This window comes from Acuticoccus kandeliae, from assembly GCF_003073115.1.
In genome coordinates this window covers 206,103-222,168 of record NZ_QBBV01000002.1, presented here as the reverse complement: position 1 = coordinate 222,168, position 16,066 = coordinate 206,103, and the positions used below count along the sequence as shown (strand labels likewise).

16 protein-coding genes are annotated in these 16,066 nt (G+C 68.3%); 11 read left to right on the top strand and 5 right to left on the bottom strand.

Annotation, left to right across the window (positions count from 1 at the left end):
- Positions 1–4 precede the first annotated feature (4 nt).
- Positions 5–706, bottom strand: coding sequence for a response regulator transcription factor (locus DBV35_RS13695; RefSeq protein WP_108660886.1), 702 nt, complete (start codon positions 704–706; stop codon positions 5–7).
- Here DBV35_RS13695 and DBV35_RS13690 point away from each other — a divergent pair.
- The 9 genes from DBV35_RS13690 to DBV35_RS13650 all read left to right on the top strand — a co-directional run bounded on the left by DBV35_RS13690 (position 669) and on the right by DBV35_RS13650 (position 10,450).
- Complete coding sequence (locus DBV35_RS13690; protein ID WP_157961731.1) at positions 669–1,586, top strand: pyridoxamine 5'-phosphate oxidase family protein; 918 nt, start codon at positions 669–671, stop codon at positions 1,584–1,586. The two genes, DBV35_RS13695 and DBV35_RS13690, sit on opposite strands and share 38 nt — an antisense overlap.
- A 141-nt stretch (positions 1,587–1,727) precedes the next feature.
- Positions 1,728–2,066, top strand: coding sequence for an XdhC family protein (locus DBV35_RS13685; protein ID WP_108661939.1), 339 nt, complete (start codon positions 1,728–1,730; stop codon positions 2,064–2,066).
- Positions 2,063–2,779 (top strand): XdhC family protein, encoded by a 717-nt coding sequence (locus DBV35_RS13680; RefSeq protein ID WP_108660885.1) that lies wholly within the window; start codon positions 2,063–2,065, stop codon positions 2,777–2,779. Before DBV35_RS13685 ends, DBV35_RS13680 begins: the two co-directional genes overlap by 4 nt.
- Entirely contained in the window at positions 2,776–4,386 is a 1,611-nt protein-coding gene (locus DBV35_RS13675; RefSeq protein WP_108660884.1) for an NTP transferase domain-containing protein, read from the top strand. The genes DBV35_RS13680 and DBV35_RS13675 overlap by 4 nt, the downstream gene beginning before the upstream one ends.
- Before the next feature lie 133 nt (positions 4,387–4,519).
- The gene (gene gyrB, locus DBV35_RS13670) at positions 4,520–6,946 is read left to right on the top strand and encodes a DNA topoisomerase (ATP-hydrolyzing) subunit B (RefSeq protein ID WP_108660883.1); all 2,427 of its coding nucleotides are present in this window, start codon (positions 4,520–4,522) and stop codon (positions 6,944–6,946) included.
- A 135-nt stretch (positions 6,947–7,081) separates the two neighbouring features.
- Positions 7,082–7,777, top strand: a complete 696-nt coding sequence (locus DBV35_RS30890; RefSeq protein ID WP_157961730.1) for a BA14K family protein — start codon at positions 7,082–7,084, stop codon at positions 7,775–7,777.
- Between the two features lie 198 nt (positions 7,778–7,975).
- Positions 7,976–8,314, top strand: a complete 339-nt coding sequence (locus tag DBV35_RS13660; RefSeq protein WP_108660881.1) for an ArsR/SmtB family transcription factor — start codon at positions 7,976–7,978, stop codon at positions 8,312–8,314.
- A 506-nt stretch (positions 8,315–8,820) separates the two neighbouring features.
- Complete coding sequence (gene trpS, locus DBV35_RS13655) at positions 8,821–9,852, top strand: tryptophan--tRNA ligase (protein ID WP_108660880.1); 1,032 nt, start codon at positions 8,821–8,823, stop codon at positions 9,850–9,852.
- A 1-nt stretch (position 9,853) separates the two neighbouring features.
- Positions 9,854–10,450: a hemerythrin domain-containing protein gene (locus DBV35_RS13650; protein WP_108660879.1), complete on the top strand. Its 597-nt coding sequence runs from the start codon at positions 9,854–9,856 to the stop codon at positions 10,448–10,450.
- A gap of 35 nt (positions 10,451–10,485) precedes the next feature.
- Here the strand turns inward: DBV35_RS13650 and DBV35_RS13645 are convergent, their stop codons facing one another.
- From DBV35_RS13645 to DBV35_RS13635, 3 genes are read right to left on the bottom strand one after another with little or no spacing between them, the layout of a single operon-like run.
- Positions 10,486–11,040 carry a Smr/MutS family protein gene (locus DBV35_RS13645; protein WP_108660878.1) on the bottom strand — a complete coding sequence of 185 codons (555 nt, stop codon included), beginning with the start codon at positions 11,038–11,040 and terminating at the stop codon, positions 10,486–10,488.
- Entirely contained in the window at positions 11,037–12,086 is a 1,050-nt protein-coding gene (mltA, locus tag DBV35_RS13640) for a murein transglycosylase A (RefSeq protein WP_108660877.1), read from the bottom strand. The genes DBV35_RS13645 and mltA overlap by 4 nt, the downstream gene beginning before the upstream one ends.
- A gap of 21 nt (positions 12,087–12,107) precedes the next feature.
- Entirely contained in the window at positions 12,108–12,827 is a 720-nt protein-coding gene (locus DBV35_RS13635) for a Tim44/TimA family putative adaptor protein (protein WP_108660876.1), read from the bottom strand.
- A 219-nt stretch (positions 12,828–13,046) separates the two neighbouring features.
- Between DBV35_RS13635 and DBV35_RS13630 the strand changes: the two genes are divergently transcribed.
- Complete coding sequence (locus DBV35_RS13630; protein ID WP_205648675.1) at positions 13,047–13,544, top strand: FxsA family protein; 498 nt, start codon at positions 13,047–13,049, stop codon at positions 13,542–13,544.
- A 101-nt stretch (positions 13,545–13,645) separates the two neighbouring features.
- Positions 13,646–14,140 (top strand): protein-export chaperone SecB, encoded by a 495-nt coding sequence (secB, locus tag DBV35_RS13625; RefSeq protein WP_108661937.1) that lies wholly within the window; start codon positions 13,646–13,648, stop codon positions 14,138–14,140.
- Positions 14,141–14,200: 60 nt separating this feature from the next.
- Here secB and DBV35_RS13620 read toward each other — a convergent pair whose 3' ends face one another.
- Positions 14,201–15,892, bottom strand: a complete 1,692-nt coding sequence (locus DBV35_RS13620) for a glycine/sarcosine N-methyltransferase (RefSeq protein ID WP_108660875.1) — start codon at positions 15,890–15,892, stop codon at positions 14,201–14,203.
- Positions 15,893–16,066 lie beyond the last annotated feature (174 nt).

Below are 16,066 nucleotides of genomic sequence, written 5' to 3'. Positions count from 1 at the left end.
CGAATTACTCATCCTTGAAGCGATAGCCAACGCCGTAGAGCGTTTCAATCATGTCGAAATCGTCGTCGACCTGTTTGAATTTCTTCCGCAACCGCTTGATGTGGCTGTCGATGGTGCGGTCGTCGACATAGACGTGATCGTCATAGGCGGCGTCCATCAGCGCGTTTCGGCTCTTCACGACGCCGGGCCGCTGGGCGAGCGCCTGGAGGATGAGGAATTCGGTGACGGTGAGGACGACCGGCGCCCCGTTCCAGGTGCAGGCGTGCCGCTCGCCGTCCATCAGGAGATTGCCGCGCTCGAGGATCCGGGCGGGGTTCACCTCCTTCTCGGGCCCGGCGGCGCGCGCCTGGGTCCGCCGCAGGACGGCCTTGATGCGCTCCACGAGGAGGCGTTGGGAAAACGGTTTCCGTATAAAATCGTCCGCCCCCATCTTGAGGCCGAACAACTCGTCGATCTCATCGTCCTTCGACGTGAGGAAGATCACCGGAAGATCGGAGCTCTGGCGCAGGCGCCGCAGGAGCTCCAGCCCATCCATCCGCGGCATTTTGATGTCCAGCACCGCGAGGTCGGGGGGATTGGCGGTCAGCGCCTCGAGACCGGATGCCCCGTCCGTATAGGTATCGACTTCAAACCCCTCGGATTCCAGCGCGATCGAGACGCTGGTCAGGATGTTGCGGTCGTCGTCGACCAAGGCGATGGTTGTCATGGTTCTCGTCTCTCGCCGCTCTGCCCATACAGTCTCTAGGAAATGGGGAGCACTGTGTGAGAAATGTGGCAAGCGGCACGATATCGACAGCCGATCGCCCATTCTTCCCTTCTTAACAGGTGCGCACACCGTGAATCGACCCGCATTTGACGCCGCAATCGCCGCACAGCTCGCGCGCAATCTGGTGCATACCGCGCAAGATGCCGCCTTCGGCACGCTCGACGCATCGGGGGCGCCGAATGTCTCACATGTGGCGGTCGCGACCCTCGTCGACGGTTCGCCCGTCCTGCTGATCTCCGATTTGGCGGTTCACACCCAGAATGTGAAGCGCGACAATCGCGCCTCGCTCCTGTTCGTCGCCGCCGAGGGGGAGAGCGCCGATACGAACACCCGCGCCCGCGTCACGCTGAACGGCCGCCTGGTGCCGCTCGAGGACGTCGCTGCGGGACGCGACCGCTTCCTGCGCCGCCACAAGGACGCGGCGGGCTATATCGACTTCGCCGATTTCCGCCTGATGCGCTTCGTCGTCGAGGGCGCGCACCTCGTCGCGGGCTTCGGGCGCATCACCGACCTTTCGCCGGAGGCGATCCTCGCCCCGGCCGACATGGTGGCGGGCCTTGCGAAGATGGACGCGGGCGGCTGCGCCCACATGAACGAGGACCATCTCGACGCGCTGGAGGTGATGGCGGTGGCGATCGCCGGCGGTCCCGCGGGCCACTGGACGGCGGTTGCACTCGATCCGCAGGGCATCGACATGACGGACGGGACGCGGACCGTGCGCGTGGAGTATGATGCCCCCGTCGCGGACGGGCTCGGCCTTCGCACCGCGCTGAAGACTCTCGCCGATCGCGGCCGTGCGATGCGGCAGAGCGCGGCGTGACCTGCGGGCCTGCCGTCCCGTCTTGATACGGCGGGCGAGATCACCGAGATCTTGTGCGCACACATCGCGACGCGTCCCGGACGTGTCGCGATGCGCCACGGCCCGCCCGGGCCGACGGTTGGAGGATTGGCGATGACAGACATGGCAATGGCGGGCGACGACCCGCTCGATGTGGCCGCGCGCTGGCGGGCCGAGGGGCGAAAAGTCGCCCTCGCGACCGTGGTCGACACGTGGGGCTCGGCGCCCCGGCCCGTGGGCAGCCATCTCGTGATCGACGGGGACGGCGCGTTCGAAGGCTCGGTGTCGGGCGGCTGTGTCGAAGGCGCGGTCGTCGCCGAGGCGGTCGAGATCGCCGCCGGTGCGCCCGCGAAGCTCCTGGAATTCGGCGTCGCGGACGAGACCGCATGGGAGGTCGGCCTCTCGTGCGGCGGCACGATCCGCATCTATGTGGAGCCGCTGGACGGGGAGGCTGCGGCGTGAAGCTCTCCGATCTCAACGCCCTCAACGAGGCCCGCGCGAAACGGCGCACGGTCGCGGTGGTGACGCCGCTCGACGGCACGCCCGGCCGCCTCGTCGCGGCTGCGGAAGCCGCGTCCGATCCGCTCGGCGAGGAGCTGAAGCCGCGCTTCGCGTCCGGCAAATCGGGCCGCGTCACGACCGATGCGGGCGATGTCTTCATCCGCATCCACCGCCCCTCGCCGCGCCTGACGGTGATCGGCGCGGTGCACGTCACGCAGGCGCTCGCCCCGATGGCGACGGCCGCCGGCTTCGACGTGACGATCGTCGATCCGCGCACCGCCTTCGCGACGCCGGAGCGCTTCTCCGGCTTCAACCTCGTGCCGGAATGGCCGGACGCGGACCTTCTCGCGCTCGACGACCAGACCGCGGTCGCGACCCTCACCCACGATCCGAAGATCGACGATCCGGCGATTGTCGCCGCGCTGGAGGCGGGCTGCTTCTATGTCGGCGCGCTCGGGAGCCGGAAGACGCACGCCAAGCGCGTCGACCGCCTGAAGGCGGCCGGGTTCGACGACGAGGCGATCGGCCGGATCCACGCCCCGATCGGCCTCCCGATCGGCGCCGCCTCGCCCGCCGAGATCGCGGTCTCCGTGCTCGCCGAGGTGATCGAGGCGCTGCGCAAGGGGCTGACGCCGCCGCCGGCGGTGAGAGCGGAAAAAGCGGACGCGGCGTGAAATTCGGCCCCCTTCCGGTCGCCGAGGCGGCCGGGACGATCCTCGCCCATTCCCAGCGCGTCGCGAACGGCGTCATCCGCAAGGGCACGCGCCTGACCGATGAGGACATCGCCGCGCTTGCCGAGGCGGGTGTCGCGCAGCCGACGGTCGCCCGCCTCGAACCCGGTGACATGCATGAGGACGAGGCCGCGCGCCGCCTCGCCGAGGCCGTGGCGGGTGCCGGCCTCACCGTGGACCGCGCCGACACGGGCCGGGCGAACCTCTTCGCCGCGCACAACGGCCTCGTGGTCGTGCGCCCGGCCGATGTCGACCGCTTCAACGCCGTCGACCCGGCGCTGACGCTCGCGACGCTCCCGGCCTTCCAGCGTGTTTCCAAGGGGCAGATGGTCGGGACGGTGAAGATCATCCCCTTCGCCGTCTCCGAGGCGAGCGTGGAGGTCGCGGTTGCGGCGCTCGACAACGGGATCCTGCGCGTCGCGCCCTGGTCGCTGCGGCGCGTTGCGGCAATCTCGACGACCCTTCCCTCGCTGAAGGAGAGCGTCATCGACAAGACGCTCGGCATCTTCGACCGCCGCCTCGCCGATCCCGGCGCCACCATCGTCAGCGAGCGGCGGGTCAAGCACGCGGTGGGCCCGCTCGTCGACGCGTTGCGCGACGCGGTGGGGAAGGCCGAGATCATCGTGGTGTTCGGCGCCTCGGCGGTGGTCGACGCCTCGGACGTGATCCCCGCCGCGATCGAGGCAGCAGGCGGCCGGCTCATCCAGGTCGGCATGCCGGTCGATCCCGGCAATCTCCTCGTCCTCGGCGAGATCGACGGCCACCCGGTCATCGGCGCACCGGGCTGCGCGCGCTCGCCGAAGGTGAACGGCTTCGATTTCGTGCTCGACCGGCTCCTCGCCGCGATTCCCGTGACATCCGACGACATCACCCGCATGGGCGTCGGCGGCCTTCTCGTCGAGACGGCCGTCCGCCCCCGGCCGAGGCGAGGCAGCATGGACGAAGGCAAGGTGGAGCATCCGGCGGCGATCGTGCTCGCCGCGGGCCGGTCGACGCGCATGGGCGCCGTCAACAAGCTCCTGGAGGAGGTGGGCGGCGTCGCGATGGTGCGCCGCGTCGCCGAGGCCGCGCTTGCGAGCCGCGCCGACCCGGTCGTCGTCGTGACCGGCCACGATGCCGATCGCGTGAAGGAGGCCCTCGCCGGGCTCGACGTCGCCTTCGCCCACAATGTGGACTATCCGGACGGCCTCTCCACCTCGCTGCGGGCGGGCCTCGGCGCGCTCCCGGCCTCGACGGACGCGGCGATCATCCTTCTCGGCGACATGCCGCTCATCCGCCCGCAGGACATCGACCGCGTGCTCGCCGCGCTCGGCCGCAACGGCGCGCTGGTCGCGATGTCGACGGCGGAGGGCGCGCGCGGCAACCCGGTCGCCTGGTCGAGCCGCCTCTTCCCCGAGCTGAAGGCGACGGAGGGCGACGCGGGCGGCCGCGCGCTCCTCTCGCGCTATTCTGACAGCGTGGTGGACGTGGAGATCGGGCAGGCCGCGGCCCTCGATGCCGACACGCCGGCGGCCCTTGCCGCGGTGCGCGAGCACGAGAGTCGGGGCTGAGACGGGCCCTCCCTTGTGGGGGGACGTCGCAGGCGGCTTCAAAACGCAGCAAAGCCCTATATATAGAGAGTGATTCCTCGGGGCGCCCCCCTCCCACGCTCAAGACCCCGGTGCAGCAACGATTCGGACACTGATGCAAGGCGAACCCCAGCCCCTCGTTGAAGAGTATGGCGCAGGCTCCATTAAGGTCCTCAAGGGCCTCGATGCGGTGCGCAAGCGTCCCGGCATGTATATCGGCGACACGGACGACGGGTCCGGCCTCCACCACATGGTGTACGAAGTCGTCGACAACGCCATCGACGAGGCGCTGGCCGGCCACGCCGACACGGTGAGCGTGATGCTGAACGCCGACGGCTCGGTCACGGTCAACGACAACGGGCGCGGCATCCCGACCGACATCCACCCCGAAGAGGGCGTCTCGGCGGCCGAGGTCATCATGACCCAGCTCCACGCCGGCGGGAAATTCGACCAGAATTCCTACAAGGTCTCCGGCGGTCTCCACGGCGTCGGTGTGTCGGTGGTGAACGCGCTCTCCTCCGAGCTCGACCTCACGATCTGGCGCGGCGGGCGCAAGCACTGGATGCGCTTCGCCGACGGCGTCGCGCAGAACCCGCTCGCCGACGTGGGCGCGGCCGACGGGCAGTCGGGCACCGAGGTCCGCTTCCTCCCCTCGACCGCCACCTTCTCCGACATCAAGTTCGATTTCGGCGTCCTGGAGCGCCGTTTGCGCGAGCTCGCCTTCCTCAATTCGGGCGTGCGCATCACGCTGAAGGACAATCGCGGCGTCGAGCCGCGCGAGGAGACGATGATCTATGACGGCGGGCTGGAGGCGTTCGTGCGCTGGCTCGACCGCTCGAAGACCCCGCTGATCGACAAGCCGATCACCTTCTCCGACGAGCGCGACGGCGTGACCGTCGAGGTCGCGATGTGGTGGAACGACACCTACCACGAGAACGTGCTCTGCTTCACGAACAACATCCCGCAGCGCGACGGCGGCACCCACCTCGCCGGCTTCCGCGCGGCGCTCACGCGCCAGATCACGGGCTATGCCGACCAGGCCGGCACCACCAAGAAGGAAAAGGTGACGCCGACCGGCGACGACTGCCGCGAGGGTCTCGCCTGCGTCCTCTCCGTGAAGGTGCCCGACCCGAAATTCTCCTCGCAGACGAAGGACAAGCTCGTCTCGTCCGAGGTGCGCCCGGTGGTCGAGGGGCTCGTGAATGCGGGCCTTTCCACCTGGCTCGAGGAGCACCCGTCCGAGGCCCGCACGATCGTCGCGAAGGTGGTCGAGGCGGCCTCCGCGCGCGAGGCGGCGCGCAAGGCGCGCGAGCTGACGCGCCGCAAGGGCGCGCTCGACGTCGCCTCCCTTCCCGGCAAGCTCGCCGACTGCCAGGAGCGCGACCCGTCGAAGGCCGAGCTCTTCCTCGTCGAGGGTGACTCGGCCGGTGGCTCCGCCAAGCAGGGCCGCCACCGCGCGAACCAGGCCGTGCTGCCGCTGCGCGGCAAGATCCTCAACGTGGAGCGCGCGCGCTTCGACCGGATGCTCTCCTCGAACGAAATCGGCACGCTGATCACCGCGCTCGGCACCGGCATCGGCAAGGACGAGTTCCAGCCGGACAAGCTGCGCTACCACAAGATCATCATCATGACGGACGCCGACGTCGACGGCGCCCACATCCGCACGCTGCTCCTCACCTTCTTTTACCGGCAGATGCCGGAGCTGATCGAGCGCGGGAACCTCTATATCGCCCAGCCGCCACTCTATAAGGTCCGCCGGGGCCAGTCCGAGCAGTACCTCCACGACGACGATGCGCTGGAGGACTATCTGACGAATGCCGGCCTCGACGACACCTCGCTGACGCTCGCGAACGGCGAGGTCCTCGTCGGCCCCGACCTCGCGGATGTGACGGTGAAGGCGCGCGCCGTGTCCGACATCCTCGACGGCCTCCACTCCCGCTACGACCGCTCGGTAATCGAGCAGGCCGCGGTGGTGGGCGCGTTCGACCCCGAGAAGATCTCCGATCCGGCGACGGCCGAAGAGGTGGCAGAGACGGTCGCGACGCGCCTCGACGCCATCGCCGAAGAGTTCGAGAAGGGCTGGACGGGTACCGTCGTCGAAGGCGGCGGCATCGCGTTCGAGCGCACGGTCCGCGGCGTGAAGGAATATGCGGTCGTCGACGCCGCGCTCCTCTCCTCCGCCGACGCCAAGCGCCTCGCGGCCTACGCCAAGCACCTCGGCGAGACCTATGGCGGCGAGGCCGTGCTGAAGCGCAAGGACAAGACCGTTGCGATCGAAGGTCCGCGTGCGCTGGCCGCGAACGTCTTCGCGGCAGGCCGGCGCGGGCTCACGATCCAGCGCTATAAGGGTCTCGGCGAGATGAACGCGGATCAGCTCTGGGAGACGACGCTGGACCCCAACGCGCGAACCTTGCTCCAGGTTCGCATTTCCGAGGCTGACGACGCCGACGGCGTGTTCACACGGTTAATGGGCGACGCTGTCGACCCGCGGCGCGAGTTCATTCAAGAAAACGCGCTCCAGGTTGCCAACCTCGACGTCTAACAGGTCTTGATCTCAAAAAATTGACCTCCAGTTTGACCTTAGGCATTCAACCAAGGTTCAGCCGCCGACGTTGATATTGGTGATACAAGACGACACGGGACGTCCTGCGCTCGGTCCGTCTAGGAGGTGAAGTCCATGACTCTGAATCGTATGAAGCGCGTGGGTGCATGGGCGGGTCTGGCGGCCGCGATGGCGTTCGCCGTCCCGGCCGTTCCCGCATCCGCCGCCACCCACGGTCAGCCGACGGCGCTGACCATCACGCCCCAGCTCGCGGCGCGGCACGAAGCCAAGCTGATGGCCGAGACCGAGGCGAGCGAAGGTCTCATCCAGCTCGCCCAGAACAACAACGTCATCCGGCCGAACCAGGCCCAGCGTCAGCGTCAGGCCCAGCGCAACCAGGCCCAGCGCCAGCGCCAGGCCAACCGGAACCAGAACCAGCGCCAGCGCCAGGTGAACGTCAACCAGAACCAGCGCCAGCGTCAGGCCAACCGCAACCAGAACCAGCGTCAGCGGACGGCCAACCGCAACCAGGCCTATCGTGATCGCGTCTACTACAATGGCCGCTGGTGGCGCTACAATGGCGGCCGCTACTATGACGACAACGGCGCATGGGTCGCCGCGGGCGTGATCGGCCTTGCCGCCGGTGCGATCGCCGGTGCCGCCATCGCCAGCCAGCCGCAGACGGTTGTGGTTGAGCAGCCGAGCTACTACCCGGCGCCTTTCACGTCTGAGTGGTATCGCCAGTGCGGTCTGAAGTACCGTTCGTTCCGTTCGAGCGACGGCACCTTCCTCGGGTACGATGGTGTTCGCCGTCAGTGCGTTCTGCCGTAAAACTCGCACAATTTCGTACAAAGAAGCCGGCCTTTTGGCCGGCTTTTTTTGTTTGCTTATCTCAGCGCGCCATAACCTGAACACAATCTAAAATCAACCTAGGAGAAACCAACCGAGAGGGTGCTTTCTGCGGTTGCAAATGACACGAACGCATCGTAAAACGTGTGTCATTCAACTTATACGTGAGGATTGAGTTGCATGCCTGGGACCCAAGATCCGAACACCGATCTCCTGGCCGTCTTTGCCGCTTTGTCGGATGAGACGCGCTTTTCGATCGTCAATCGCCTCCTGCGCGACGGGGAATTGCCCGTCGGCGCCATCGCCGCCCCCTTCAGCGTGACGCCGCCGGCAATCTCCCGGCACCTGCGCGTCCTGGAGAGCGCGGGCCTGGTGGAACGGCGGATTGACCGGCAGCGCCGCATGATCCGCGTCCGTCCGGAGGCGCTCGGCGTCATCGGCGAGTGGCTCGGCGACCGCCCCTCCGCCACCTTCGCGCCTCACCCGATCGAAAAGCGCCCGATGGCGCTCCACGCCTGACGGCGCACGCGCCGCCGCCGAGGCCCTGTGCCTCGCGCCACCGCGGACCGCCTTCTCGCCAGACCCGGCGGCGAGGAGGAGAGACTGTAAGAAGCGGCCCCCAGGCATCCCCCTGCGCCCGGCCACCGTCGATCGATCGGTGGCCGGAGCCCCTCTCCGACAACGTACTCCGCGTTCACGGTGCCATCGGCGATGGCCGCCGAGGCGCGAGGCGTAAAGCGTGGCGCGTGAGCCGTCGGGCGAGGACGTCCCGGCGCCCTCCCGCGCTTCGAGCCCGCGCGTCTGCTCCCCCGGCTGACGCCGTGCATTCCGGCCCGGCTTAAGAGCCGAGGGGCTGTCCTGGCGCGGCGGCCGAGGCCGGTGCTTTAGGCCTCAGCGAGTGCAAGTGGCAGGGGGCGCACTGTGGACGCCTCACCCCCTTTCAGACGGCCCGAGGGCGCGGGGAGGTTGAAGATCCGGCCACTGCGGGATAAGACCCGCACGTTCCCCCGACCGATGAGCAGAGCGTGCCCTTCACTCCCCGCGTCTTTTCCGGCGTGCAGCCGACCGGCAGCCTTCACCTTGGCAACTATCTCGGCGCCATCCGTCGGTTCGTTGCCATGCAGGATTCCTATCCCTGCCTCTATTGCGTCGTCGATCTCCACGCGATCACCGTGTGGCAGGATCCGACCGAGCTCGCGAAAGCGACGCGTCACGTCACGGCCGCCTTCCTCGCCGCCGGCATCGACGCCGAGAAGAACATCGTCTTCAACCAGAGCCGCGTCTCGGCCCACGCCGAGCTCGCCTGGATCTTCAACTGCGTCGCCCGCATGGGCTGGCTGAACCGCATGACGCAGTTCAAGGAGAAGGCCGGCAAGGACCGCGAGAACGCGTCGGTCGGCCTCTTCGCCTACCCGAACCTCATGGCGGCGGACATCCTCGCCTATCAGGCGACCCACGTCCCGGTCGGCGAGGACCAGAAGCAGCACCTTGAACTGACCCGCGACATCGCGCAAAAATTCAACTTCGACTACGCGGAGCGCCTCGCCGAGCTCGGCTGGACGGACGGTTTGTTCCCCATGACCGAGCCCATCATCCAGGGCCCCGCAACGCGGGTGATGAGCCTTCGCGACGGAGCGAAGAAGATGTCGAAGTCGGACGTGTCGGACAATTCGCGCATCAACCTCACGGACGATGCGGACACGATCGCCCAGAAGGTCCGCAAGGCGAAGACCGACCCCGAGCCGCTCCCCTCCGAGCTGAAGGGCCTCGAAGGCCGTCCGGAGGCCGACAATCTCGTCGGCATCTACGCCGCCCTTGCCGAGACCACGAAGGAGGCCGTCCTCGCCGAGCATGGCGGGGCGATGTTTTCCGCCTTCAAGCCGGCCCTCGCGGACCTTGCCGTCAGCGTCCTCGCCCCGGTCAACACCGAGATGCGCCGCCTCCTCGACGATGAGGCCCATCTCGACGCCGTCCTCGACAACGGCTCCCAGCGCGCGGCGGCCATCGCCGGGCCGATCCTGGCCGACGTGAAGCGCGTCGTCGGGTTCGTCGGCTGACATGGCGGACGGCGGCGGGTCCCGGAAGGACGCGTTCGAGCTTTTCGAGCGCACCACGCTGCCCGACGAGGTGGCGGTCCTGCGCGCGCTCTATCCGCGCGAGGTCTGGCCCGACCACCGCAATCTCGGCGCCATGGCGTCCTTCTGGCTGGAGCGGCACGCGATGTTCCGCGATCTCGGCGCGGCGCTCGCGAGCGGCACCGCCGAGTTCCGCGACGGCCATCTCGAGGCGAACGGGTTCCTGCGCTGGTTCGCGCCGCGCATCAACATGTTCCTGAACGAGCTGCACGGCCACCACGCCGTGGAGGACCATCATTATTTCCCGGTTTTCCGCGCGGCCGACGCGCGCCTCGTGCGCGGGTTCGAGATCCTCGACGCGGACCACCACCTCATCGACGCGCTGATCCACGAGATCGCCGACCGCGGGCAGGCCCTCTACACCGCGCTACAGGCGCGCGGGGACGCGGGCCGCGCCTCCGACGCGCTCTGCACGACGCTGGACCGCACGCTGAAGGGCCTCCTCCAGCATCTTGGCGACGAGGAGGAGATGGTGATCCCCCTCATCCTCGACCGGACCGAGGCCAAGCTCGGCATCTGAGGCATCGTGAACGCCCGCGCGTGAGCTCGCGGGGCTCAGCCGGGACTGCGCAGGCGCACATAGAGCGCGCCGTCGCCGCCATGGCTCTGCGAGGCGGGGCTGTAGCTCACCACGCAGCGCGCAAGCTCGCGCCCCGACAGCCAGACCGGCACGCTGCGGCGCAGGATGCCGCGCCCGTCCCCGCCCTGACCCTTTCCCGTGATCACCAGCACCACGCGCCGCCGCTGGCGGTAGGACGAGTCGATGAAGTGGAAGAGGGCGCGCGAGGCTTCCTCCTGCGTCATCCCGTGGAGGTCGATGCGCCCGTCGATCGTCAGCGTCCCGCGCGCGAGCTTGCGCCGCGTCTTGCGGTCGATTTCGCCGATGCCCGGCGCGCGGGGCCGCTTCGGCTTCGCCGCCACGGCCGGCGGGGCGGGCTCTGCGGCGGTCGGCGGAGGCGGCGCTTGCGGCGGGACGTCCGGCGCCGGCGGGGGCATCAGAGCGGGCGGCGCGGTCTCGGGCGGGGCCTTCGGCTCGCGCAGCGGCGCGATGGTGCGGGCGACCTTCTGCCAGAGCGCCTTCTCGTGCGCCTTGAGGGTGCGGCGCTTCATCGGAGCGCCAGCCGGGGCAGGATCAGGGTGAGCCGCGCGGCGGCCTTCATCCCGCCCGCGATCGCCCCGGCCGCGTCGCCGCTCCCGATGAAGAGGTCGCCGCGCGCCGGGCCGATGATCGCCGAACCCGTGTCCTCGGCGATCGTCACGCCGTTGTGGGCCCCGCGCGCCGGCAGCACCGTCTCGACATAGACCGGGGTGCCGAGCGCGATGTGGGCGCGGTCCACCGCGAGGCTGCGCAGCGGGGTGAGGGCGACGCCGCCGCCTGCGATCGGCCCCGCATCCGGCCCCATCGAGGCGCGCTCGCGGAAGAAGACGTAGGAGCGGTTCGCGCCAAGGATCTCCGCGACGCGCTCGGGGTGGGCGGCGAGGGCGGCGCGGATCGTCTGCATCGTCGCCCCGCCCTCCGGCAGGAGGCCGCGGTCGATCATCACGCGCCCGATCGCGGTGTAAGGGTGGCCGGTCTTGCCGTGATAGCCGATGCGCGTCTCGGTCCCGTCGGGGAAGGCGAGGCGGGCCGAGCCCTGGATCTGCGCGAAGAAAGCGTCCACCGGGTCGGCGAAAAAGGCGATCTCGAGCCCCTTCCCGTCGAGTTCGCCGTTCATGATGGCGAGACGGTCCGGATAGGGGACGGTGCGCCCGTCGGGGAGGGCGCGCGCGAAGGTGCCGTCGCCCGGAAGGTCGGCGCGGCCGGGCGAAACGCGCACGAGGTCGGGCGGGCGGCGATAGAGCGGTGTCTGGTAGGGCCCCGTCCGCTCGCGCGAGGCGGGGATGACCGGCTCGTAGTAGGCGGTGAGGAACCCCTCCGCCTCGATGCGCATCGGCACGAACAGCGCCTCCACGCACGCGCGCGCGCCGCGGGCGGGGGGCGCCGCGGCGAGCGTCTCGGCGAGGGCGCCGAGCCAGGGGGCCTGATGCGGACGCGCCCGGATTTCGGGCGCGAAGTGTCGGGTCAGTCCGGAGAGAAGGGCTTCAGCCTCGGCCGAATCCCAGCCGGGGAGGTCGGCGAAGGCGACGGCGGTCCGCGCCGTCGCGTGGGTGTCCAAAGTCGATCCTGCGCGGGACACTCACGCCGATTCGGTGGCCACGAGCGCCCAGTTCGGGTCCTTCTCCGTGACCTTGCGCTCGAAGGTCCACACGTCCACCACGTCGACCACCTTGTTCGGGTCGCCGTCGACCAGCTCGCCGGCCTTGTTGTAGGTGGCGCTGATCATCTCGCTCTCGATCCGCACGGTGACGCGGGCCGAATCGTTGCGTAGCGACGCGTCGCTGATCGCGATCTTCTCGATGCCGATGAGCGTCGTGGACATCGTCTGCCCGGCCTGCTCGCGCTCGGTGATCGCGGCGTCGAACCCGTCGAACACCTCGGGCGACAGGAGCGGGCGCAGCATCGCGCGGTCGCCGGTCGCGAACGCGGTGACGATCATCTCGTAGGCCATCGAGGCGCCTTCCAGGAAGCGCTTCGGCTCGAAGGTCGGGTCCGCGGTCACGAGCGGGAGGAGCTGGTCGTAGAGCGGGGTGCCCTTCTTCGCGACCGGGGTCAGCCGCGCGTCGACATCGGCCGCGCCGGAGCCGGCCGGCGCCTCCGCCGAAGGTTGGCGCGGCAGCGTCACCACATTGTCCCGCGCCGCGTCGCGTCCGCGCTCCTGGCCGCTTTTGGCGGTGTAGGGGTCATAGGACTGCCGCTCGTTCCCGGTCCGTCGGCCGAGGACGCTCCTCAAACGCAAGAAGATCCCCACGGCGAGCGCCAGGATCATCAGATTGTAGATGTCGAAAAAGTCACTCATCCACGGTTACCTGTCAGCTCTGTCGGAGCGACTGCGATGGGTGCGCCGGCGTTCACGCGTTGCACAACTCACATAAGACATATTGGGCACGGGTACAGGCCCTGCGAGAGCCTGACTAGAGCGACCGTAACGAATCGATGTCACAGGGTCTACGCCCGGCCCCTGAAATCGCCTGCAAAGGCACCATATCACTTCTCACGCAATGAAAGAGGTGACTCGGTGCTGAGGCTCATACTGATCCTGTTCCTGCTGGCGGTGCCCATCGCGGAAATCGCGGTGTTCATGATGGTTGGCGAGGCGATCGGCGTGCTTCCGACCATCGCATTGGTGATCATCACCGCGGTGATCGGGGCCTATCTCCTCAAGCAGCAGGGCCTGCAGGCCTTTCAGCGGCTCCAGGACGATATTCGTGAGCGCCGGGTTCCGGCAGCGTCGATCGGTCACGCGCTGACCATCGCCATCGCGGGCGTTCTCCTCCTCACCCCCGGCTTCATCACCGACACGGTCGGCTTCCTCCTCTTCATCCCCGCGGTGCGCGAGGGGCTGTGGCGCTCGATCACCCGCTCGGTGAAGGTCTATCGCGTCGACCCGGCGACGGGCGGGGGCGGTCCCGGCTGGCCGGGCCCCGAGCCCACGCGCCGGACCATCGACCTCGACCAGGGCGACTACGGGCCGAGCAACCCGAACACCCCCTGGAAGGGCAGCGGCGGGCAATAATCGCCGCGTCCGTTTGCTTGTTTGGGATTTGGGGGCGTGTTAGCGACCCCGAACAAAGTTCATAAACAACATCAACGGACGGACACATCATGAGCGACAGCATGACGACGGACGGGGCCGCGGCTGGCGCTGCCCAGCAGCCGAGCGTGCGCGTCCTCGCGCAATATGTGAAGGACCTGTCCTTCGAGAATCCGCGCGCGCCCCTCTCCCTTCAGAAGAAGGACCCGGCGCCGGGGATCAATATCAGCGTGAACGTGACCGCGCGCGCCCTCTCCAAGCAGGATTATGAAGTCACGCTGACGCTGGAAGCCAAGGCCGGCGAAGGCGACGACGTGACCTTCGAGGTCGAGCTCCACTATTGCGGCATCGTGCGCATCGGCGGAATGAAGCCGGAGCACATCCAGCCCTTCCTGCTGATCGAAGGCCCGCGCCTGCTCTTCCCGTTCGCGCGCCAGATCGTGGCCGACGCGGTCCGCAATGGCGGCTTCCCGCCGCTGATGATCGACCCGATCGACTTCGTGCAGCTCTACCGCCGCAACATGCAGCAGGCCCAGCCGGCCCCGAATCCGAGCGACGCCCTCTTCGGCGCGAACTGATCGGCCGACCCCCGTTTCGTCCGGGCGGCGCGCCGGTGCGCGCCGCCCGGATCGCCGGCCTCAGGCCGGCTTCTTGAAGACGTTGATGCCGAACCAGAGATTCCCGGCGTCGGCCGCCTTCACCCAGTGATCGAGCCCGACGGACATCGAATCGATGTAGCCGGCCGACACGCCATTGTCCCGCAAAGCCGCATTGTTCGCCGTCAGCTCCTCGAGCACGCGGGAATAGTGCGCCCTGAGGTCCGCCGTGTGGTCCTCCTGCGCGACCGTCTGGAAGCCCGCCGCCTCCGCCGCCTCGCGATAGAAGCGCTTTGAGCCGAGATCGTTGAGCTGCAGGCGGTTGTAGACCGGCTGGAGCACGCCCGGCGCCACCTCGTCGGCCTGGCACGGGTCGGTGAAGATGAGCGTCCCGCCCGGCTTCAGCACGCGATAGGCCTCCTCGAGCACCTTCGCCCGGTCGGCCGAGTGCAGGATCGCGTCCTGGCTCCAGACGACGTCGAAGCTCGCATCCTCCTCCGGCACGTTCTCGAACACGCCGTGCGTCACGCTGATCTTGTGCGAGAGGTTCGCGCGGCGGATCAGGTGGCGGTTGCGGTCGTTCTGCGTCGCGGAGAGGTTCAGGCAGACGGCATCGCAGCCGGTCTTCTTCACGAGGCGCCGCATCGCGCCGCCATACCCCGAGCCGAAGTCGATCACCCGCGCGTCGGGGCCGAGATCGGGCAGCATCGCGGCCATGGTGTCGACCGTGGTGTCGCTCGCCTCGCGGATGTTGCGCGTCTCGCCATAGAGGCCGACATGCAGATCCTCGCCGCCCCAGATGGTGGAGTAGAAGGTGTCCGCGTCGTCGCTGTCATAATAGCTCTCGGTGACGTCGCGGATGTCGGTCTCGCCCTCGGCGACGACGCCGCCCCACTTCGTCAGCCGCACCGCCGACTTCTCGGCGACGTGGACGAAGAAGTCCGGCTCGCTCTCCTGGTAGGTCTCCTGGAAGTCGCCATAGGTGCGCACGCGCTGGAAGCCCGCCTCGTGCAGCAGGCGGCGCACGTAGTTCTTCCGGATCGGGCACATGTTCAGCGTGAACTTGGAATCGTCTGGAAAGCTGTAGACCATCCGGACCAGACCCTCGTCGATGTGCTCGGGCTCGGCGGTGACCTTGTCGCCGCAATAATAATATTTGTGCTTCGTCGAGAAGCCGTGGTCGAGCATCTGGTCATAGTTGCGCTGATCGAGGATCAGCACGCCGTCATGCTTCAGCGCGGCGTAGAACTCGGCGAGGGCGCGGCGCCGGTCCTGCTCCTCGTGGAGGTGGGTGAACGAATTGCCGAGGCAGATGATCGCGTCGTACTTGCCCTGGATGTGGCGGTTGAGCCAGCGCCAGTCGGCCTGGACGGTCTTCATGATGAGCCCGCGCGAGGTGGCGTTCTGGAAGGCCTTGGCGAGCATCGCCGCCGAGCCGTCGACGGAGGTCACGCCGAACCCCGCCTCGGTGAGGCTGACGGAGTGGAAGCCGGTGCCGGTCGCAACGTCGAGCACCGATTCCTTTCCGCGCGCGCGCAGGATGTCGATGAAGAACTGGCCTTCGCTTTCGGCGCGCGCGGTCCAGTCGATCAGCTCGTCCCACTTGTCCACGAACGACATGATGTATTCTTGGCGGTAGTGATCGGTGTCCCGGTCGCCGAGCGGATCGTCGCCATAGACTTGGCGATCGAGCTCCAGTTCGGCGTTGCGATTGTCTATCCGGGCCTCGGTCATGGATGGTCTCCCTTTGCGCGGTTCGCCCACGCGGTTGGCCGACGCGACACGAGGGGAGGCGGAGCGCGCCTCCCCGACGGAGCCGATCGGCAGTTTTTCTGACGCGTGGCGGGGCTGGTGCGTGGCGCACCGGGGACGGACGGTCGGATCGAGGCCGACCCGATGAAAAATGCT

What these genes read in the sequence shown, in the direction of transcription:
- DBV35_RS30890 (WP_157961730.1), top strand. Translation starts at nt 7,082, where the DNA reads ATGACTCTGAATCGTATGAAGCGCGTGGGTGCATGGGCGGGTCTGGCG.
- DBV35_RS13645 (WP_108660878.1), bottom strand. Translation starts at nt 11,040, where the DNA reads ATGAAGCGCCGCACCCTCAAGGCGCACGAGAAGGCGCTCTGGCAGAAG.
- DBV35_RS13635 (WP_108660876.1), bottom strand. Translation starts at nt 12,827, where the DNA reads ATGAGTGACTTTTTCGACATCTACAATCTGATGATCCTGGCGCTCGCC.
- DBV35_RS13620 (WP_108660875.1), bottom strand. Translation starts at nt 15,892, where the DNA reads ATGACCGAGGCCCGGATAGACAATCGCAACGCCGAACTGGAGCTCGAT.
- DBV35_RS13660 (WP_108660881.1), top strand. Translation starts at nt 7,976, where the DNA reads ATGCCTGGGACCCAAGATCCGAACACCGATCTCCTGGCCGTCTTTGCC.
- gyrB (WP_108660883.1), top strand. Translation starts at nt 4,520, where the DNA reads ATGCAAGGCGAACCCCAGCCCCTCGTTGAAGAGTATGGCGCAGGCTCC.
- secB (WP_108661937.1), top strand. Translation starts at nt 13,646, where the DNA reads ATGACGACGGACGGGGCCGCGGCTGGCGCTGCCCAGCAGCCGAGCGTG.
- DBV35_RS13685 (WP_108661939.1), top strand. Translation starts at nt 1,728, where the DNA reads ATGGCAATGGCGGGCGACGACCCGCTCGATGTGGCCGCGCGCTGGCGG.
- DBV35_RS13650 (WP_108660879.1), top strand. Translation starts at nt 9,854, where the DNA reads ATGGCGGACGGCGGCGGGTCCCGGAAGGACGCGTTCGAGCTTTTCGAG.
- DBV35_RS13695 (WP_108660886.1), bottom strand. Translation starts at nt 706, where the DNA reads ATGACAACCATCGCCTTGGTCGACGACGACCGCAACATCCTGACCAGC.
- DBV35_RS13690 (WP_157961731.1), top strand. Translation starts at nt 669, where the DNA reads ATGTTGCGGTCGTCGTCGACCAAGGCGATGGTTGTCATGGTTCTCGTC.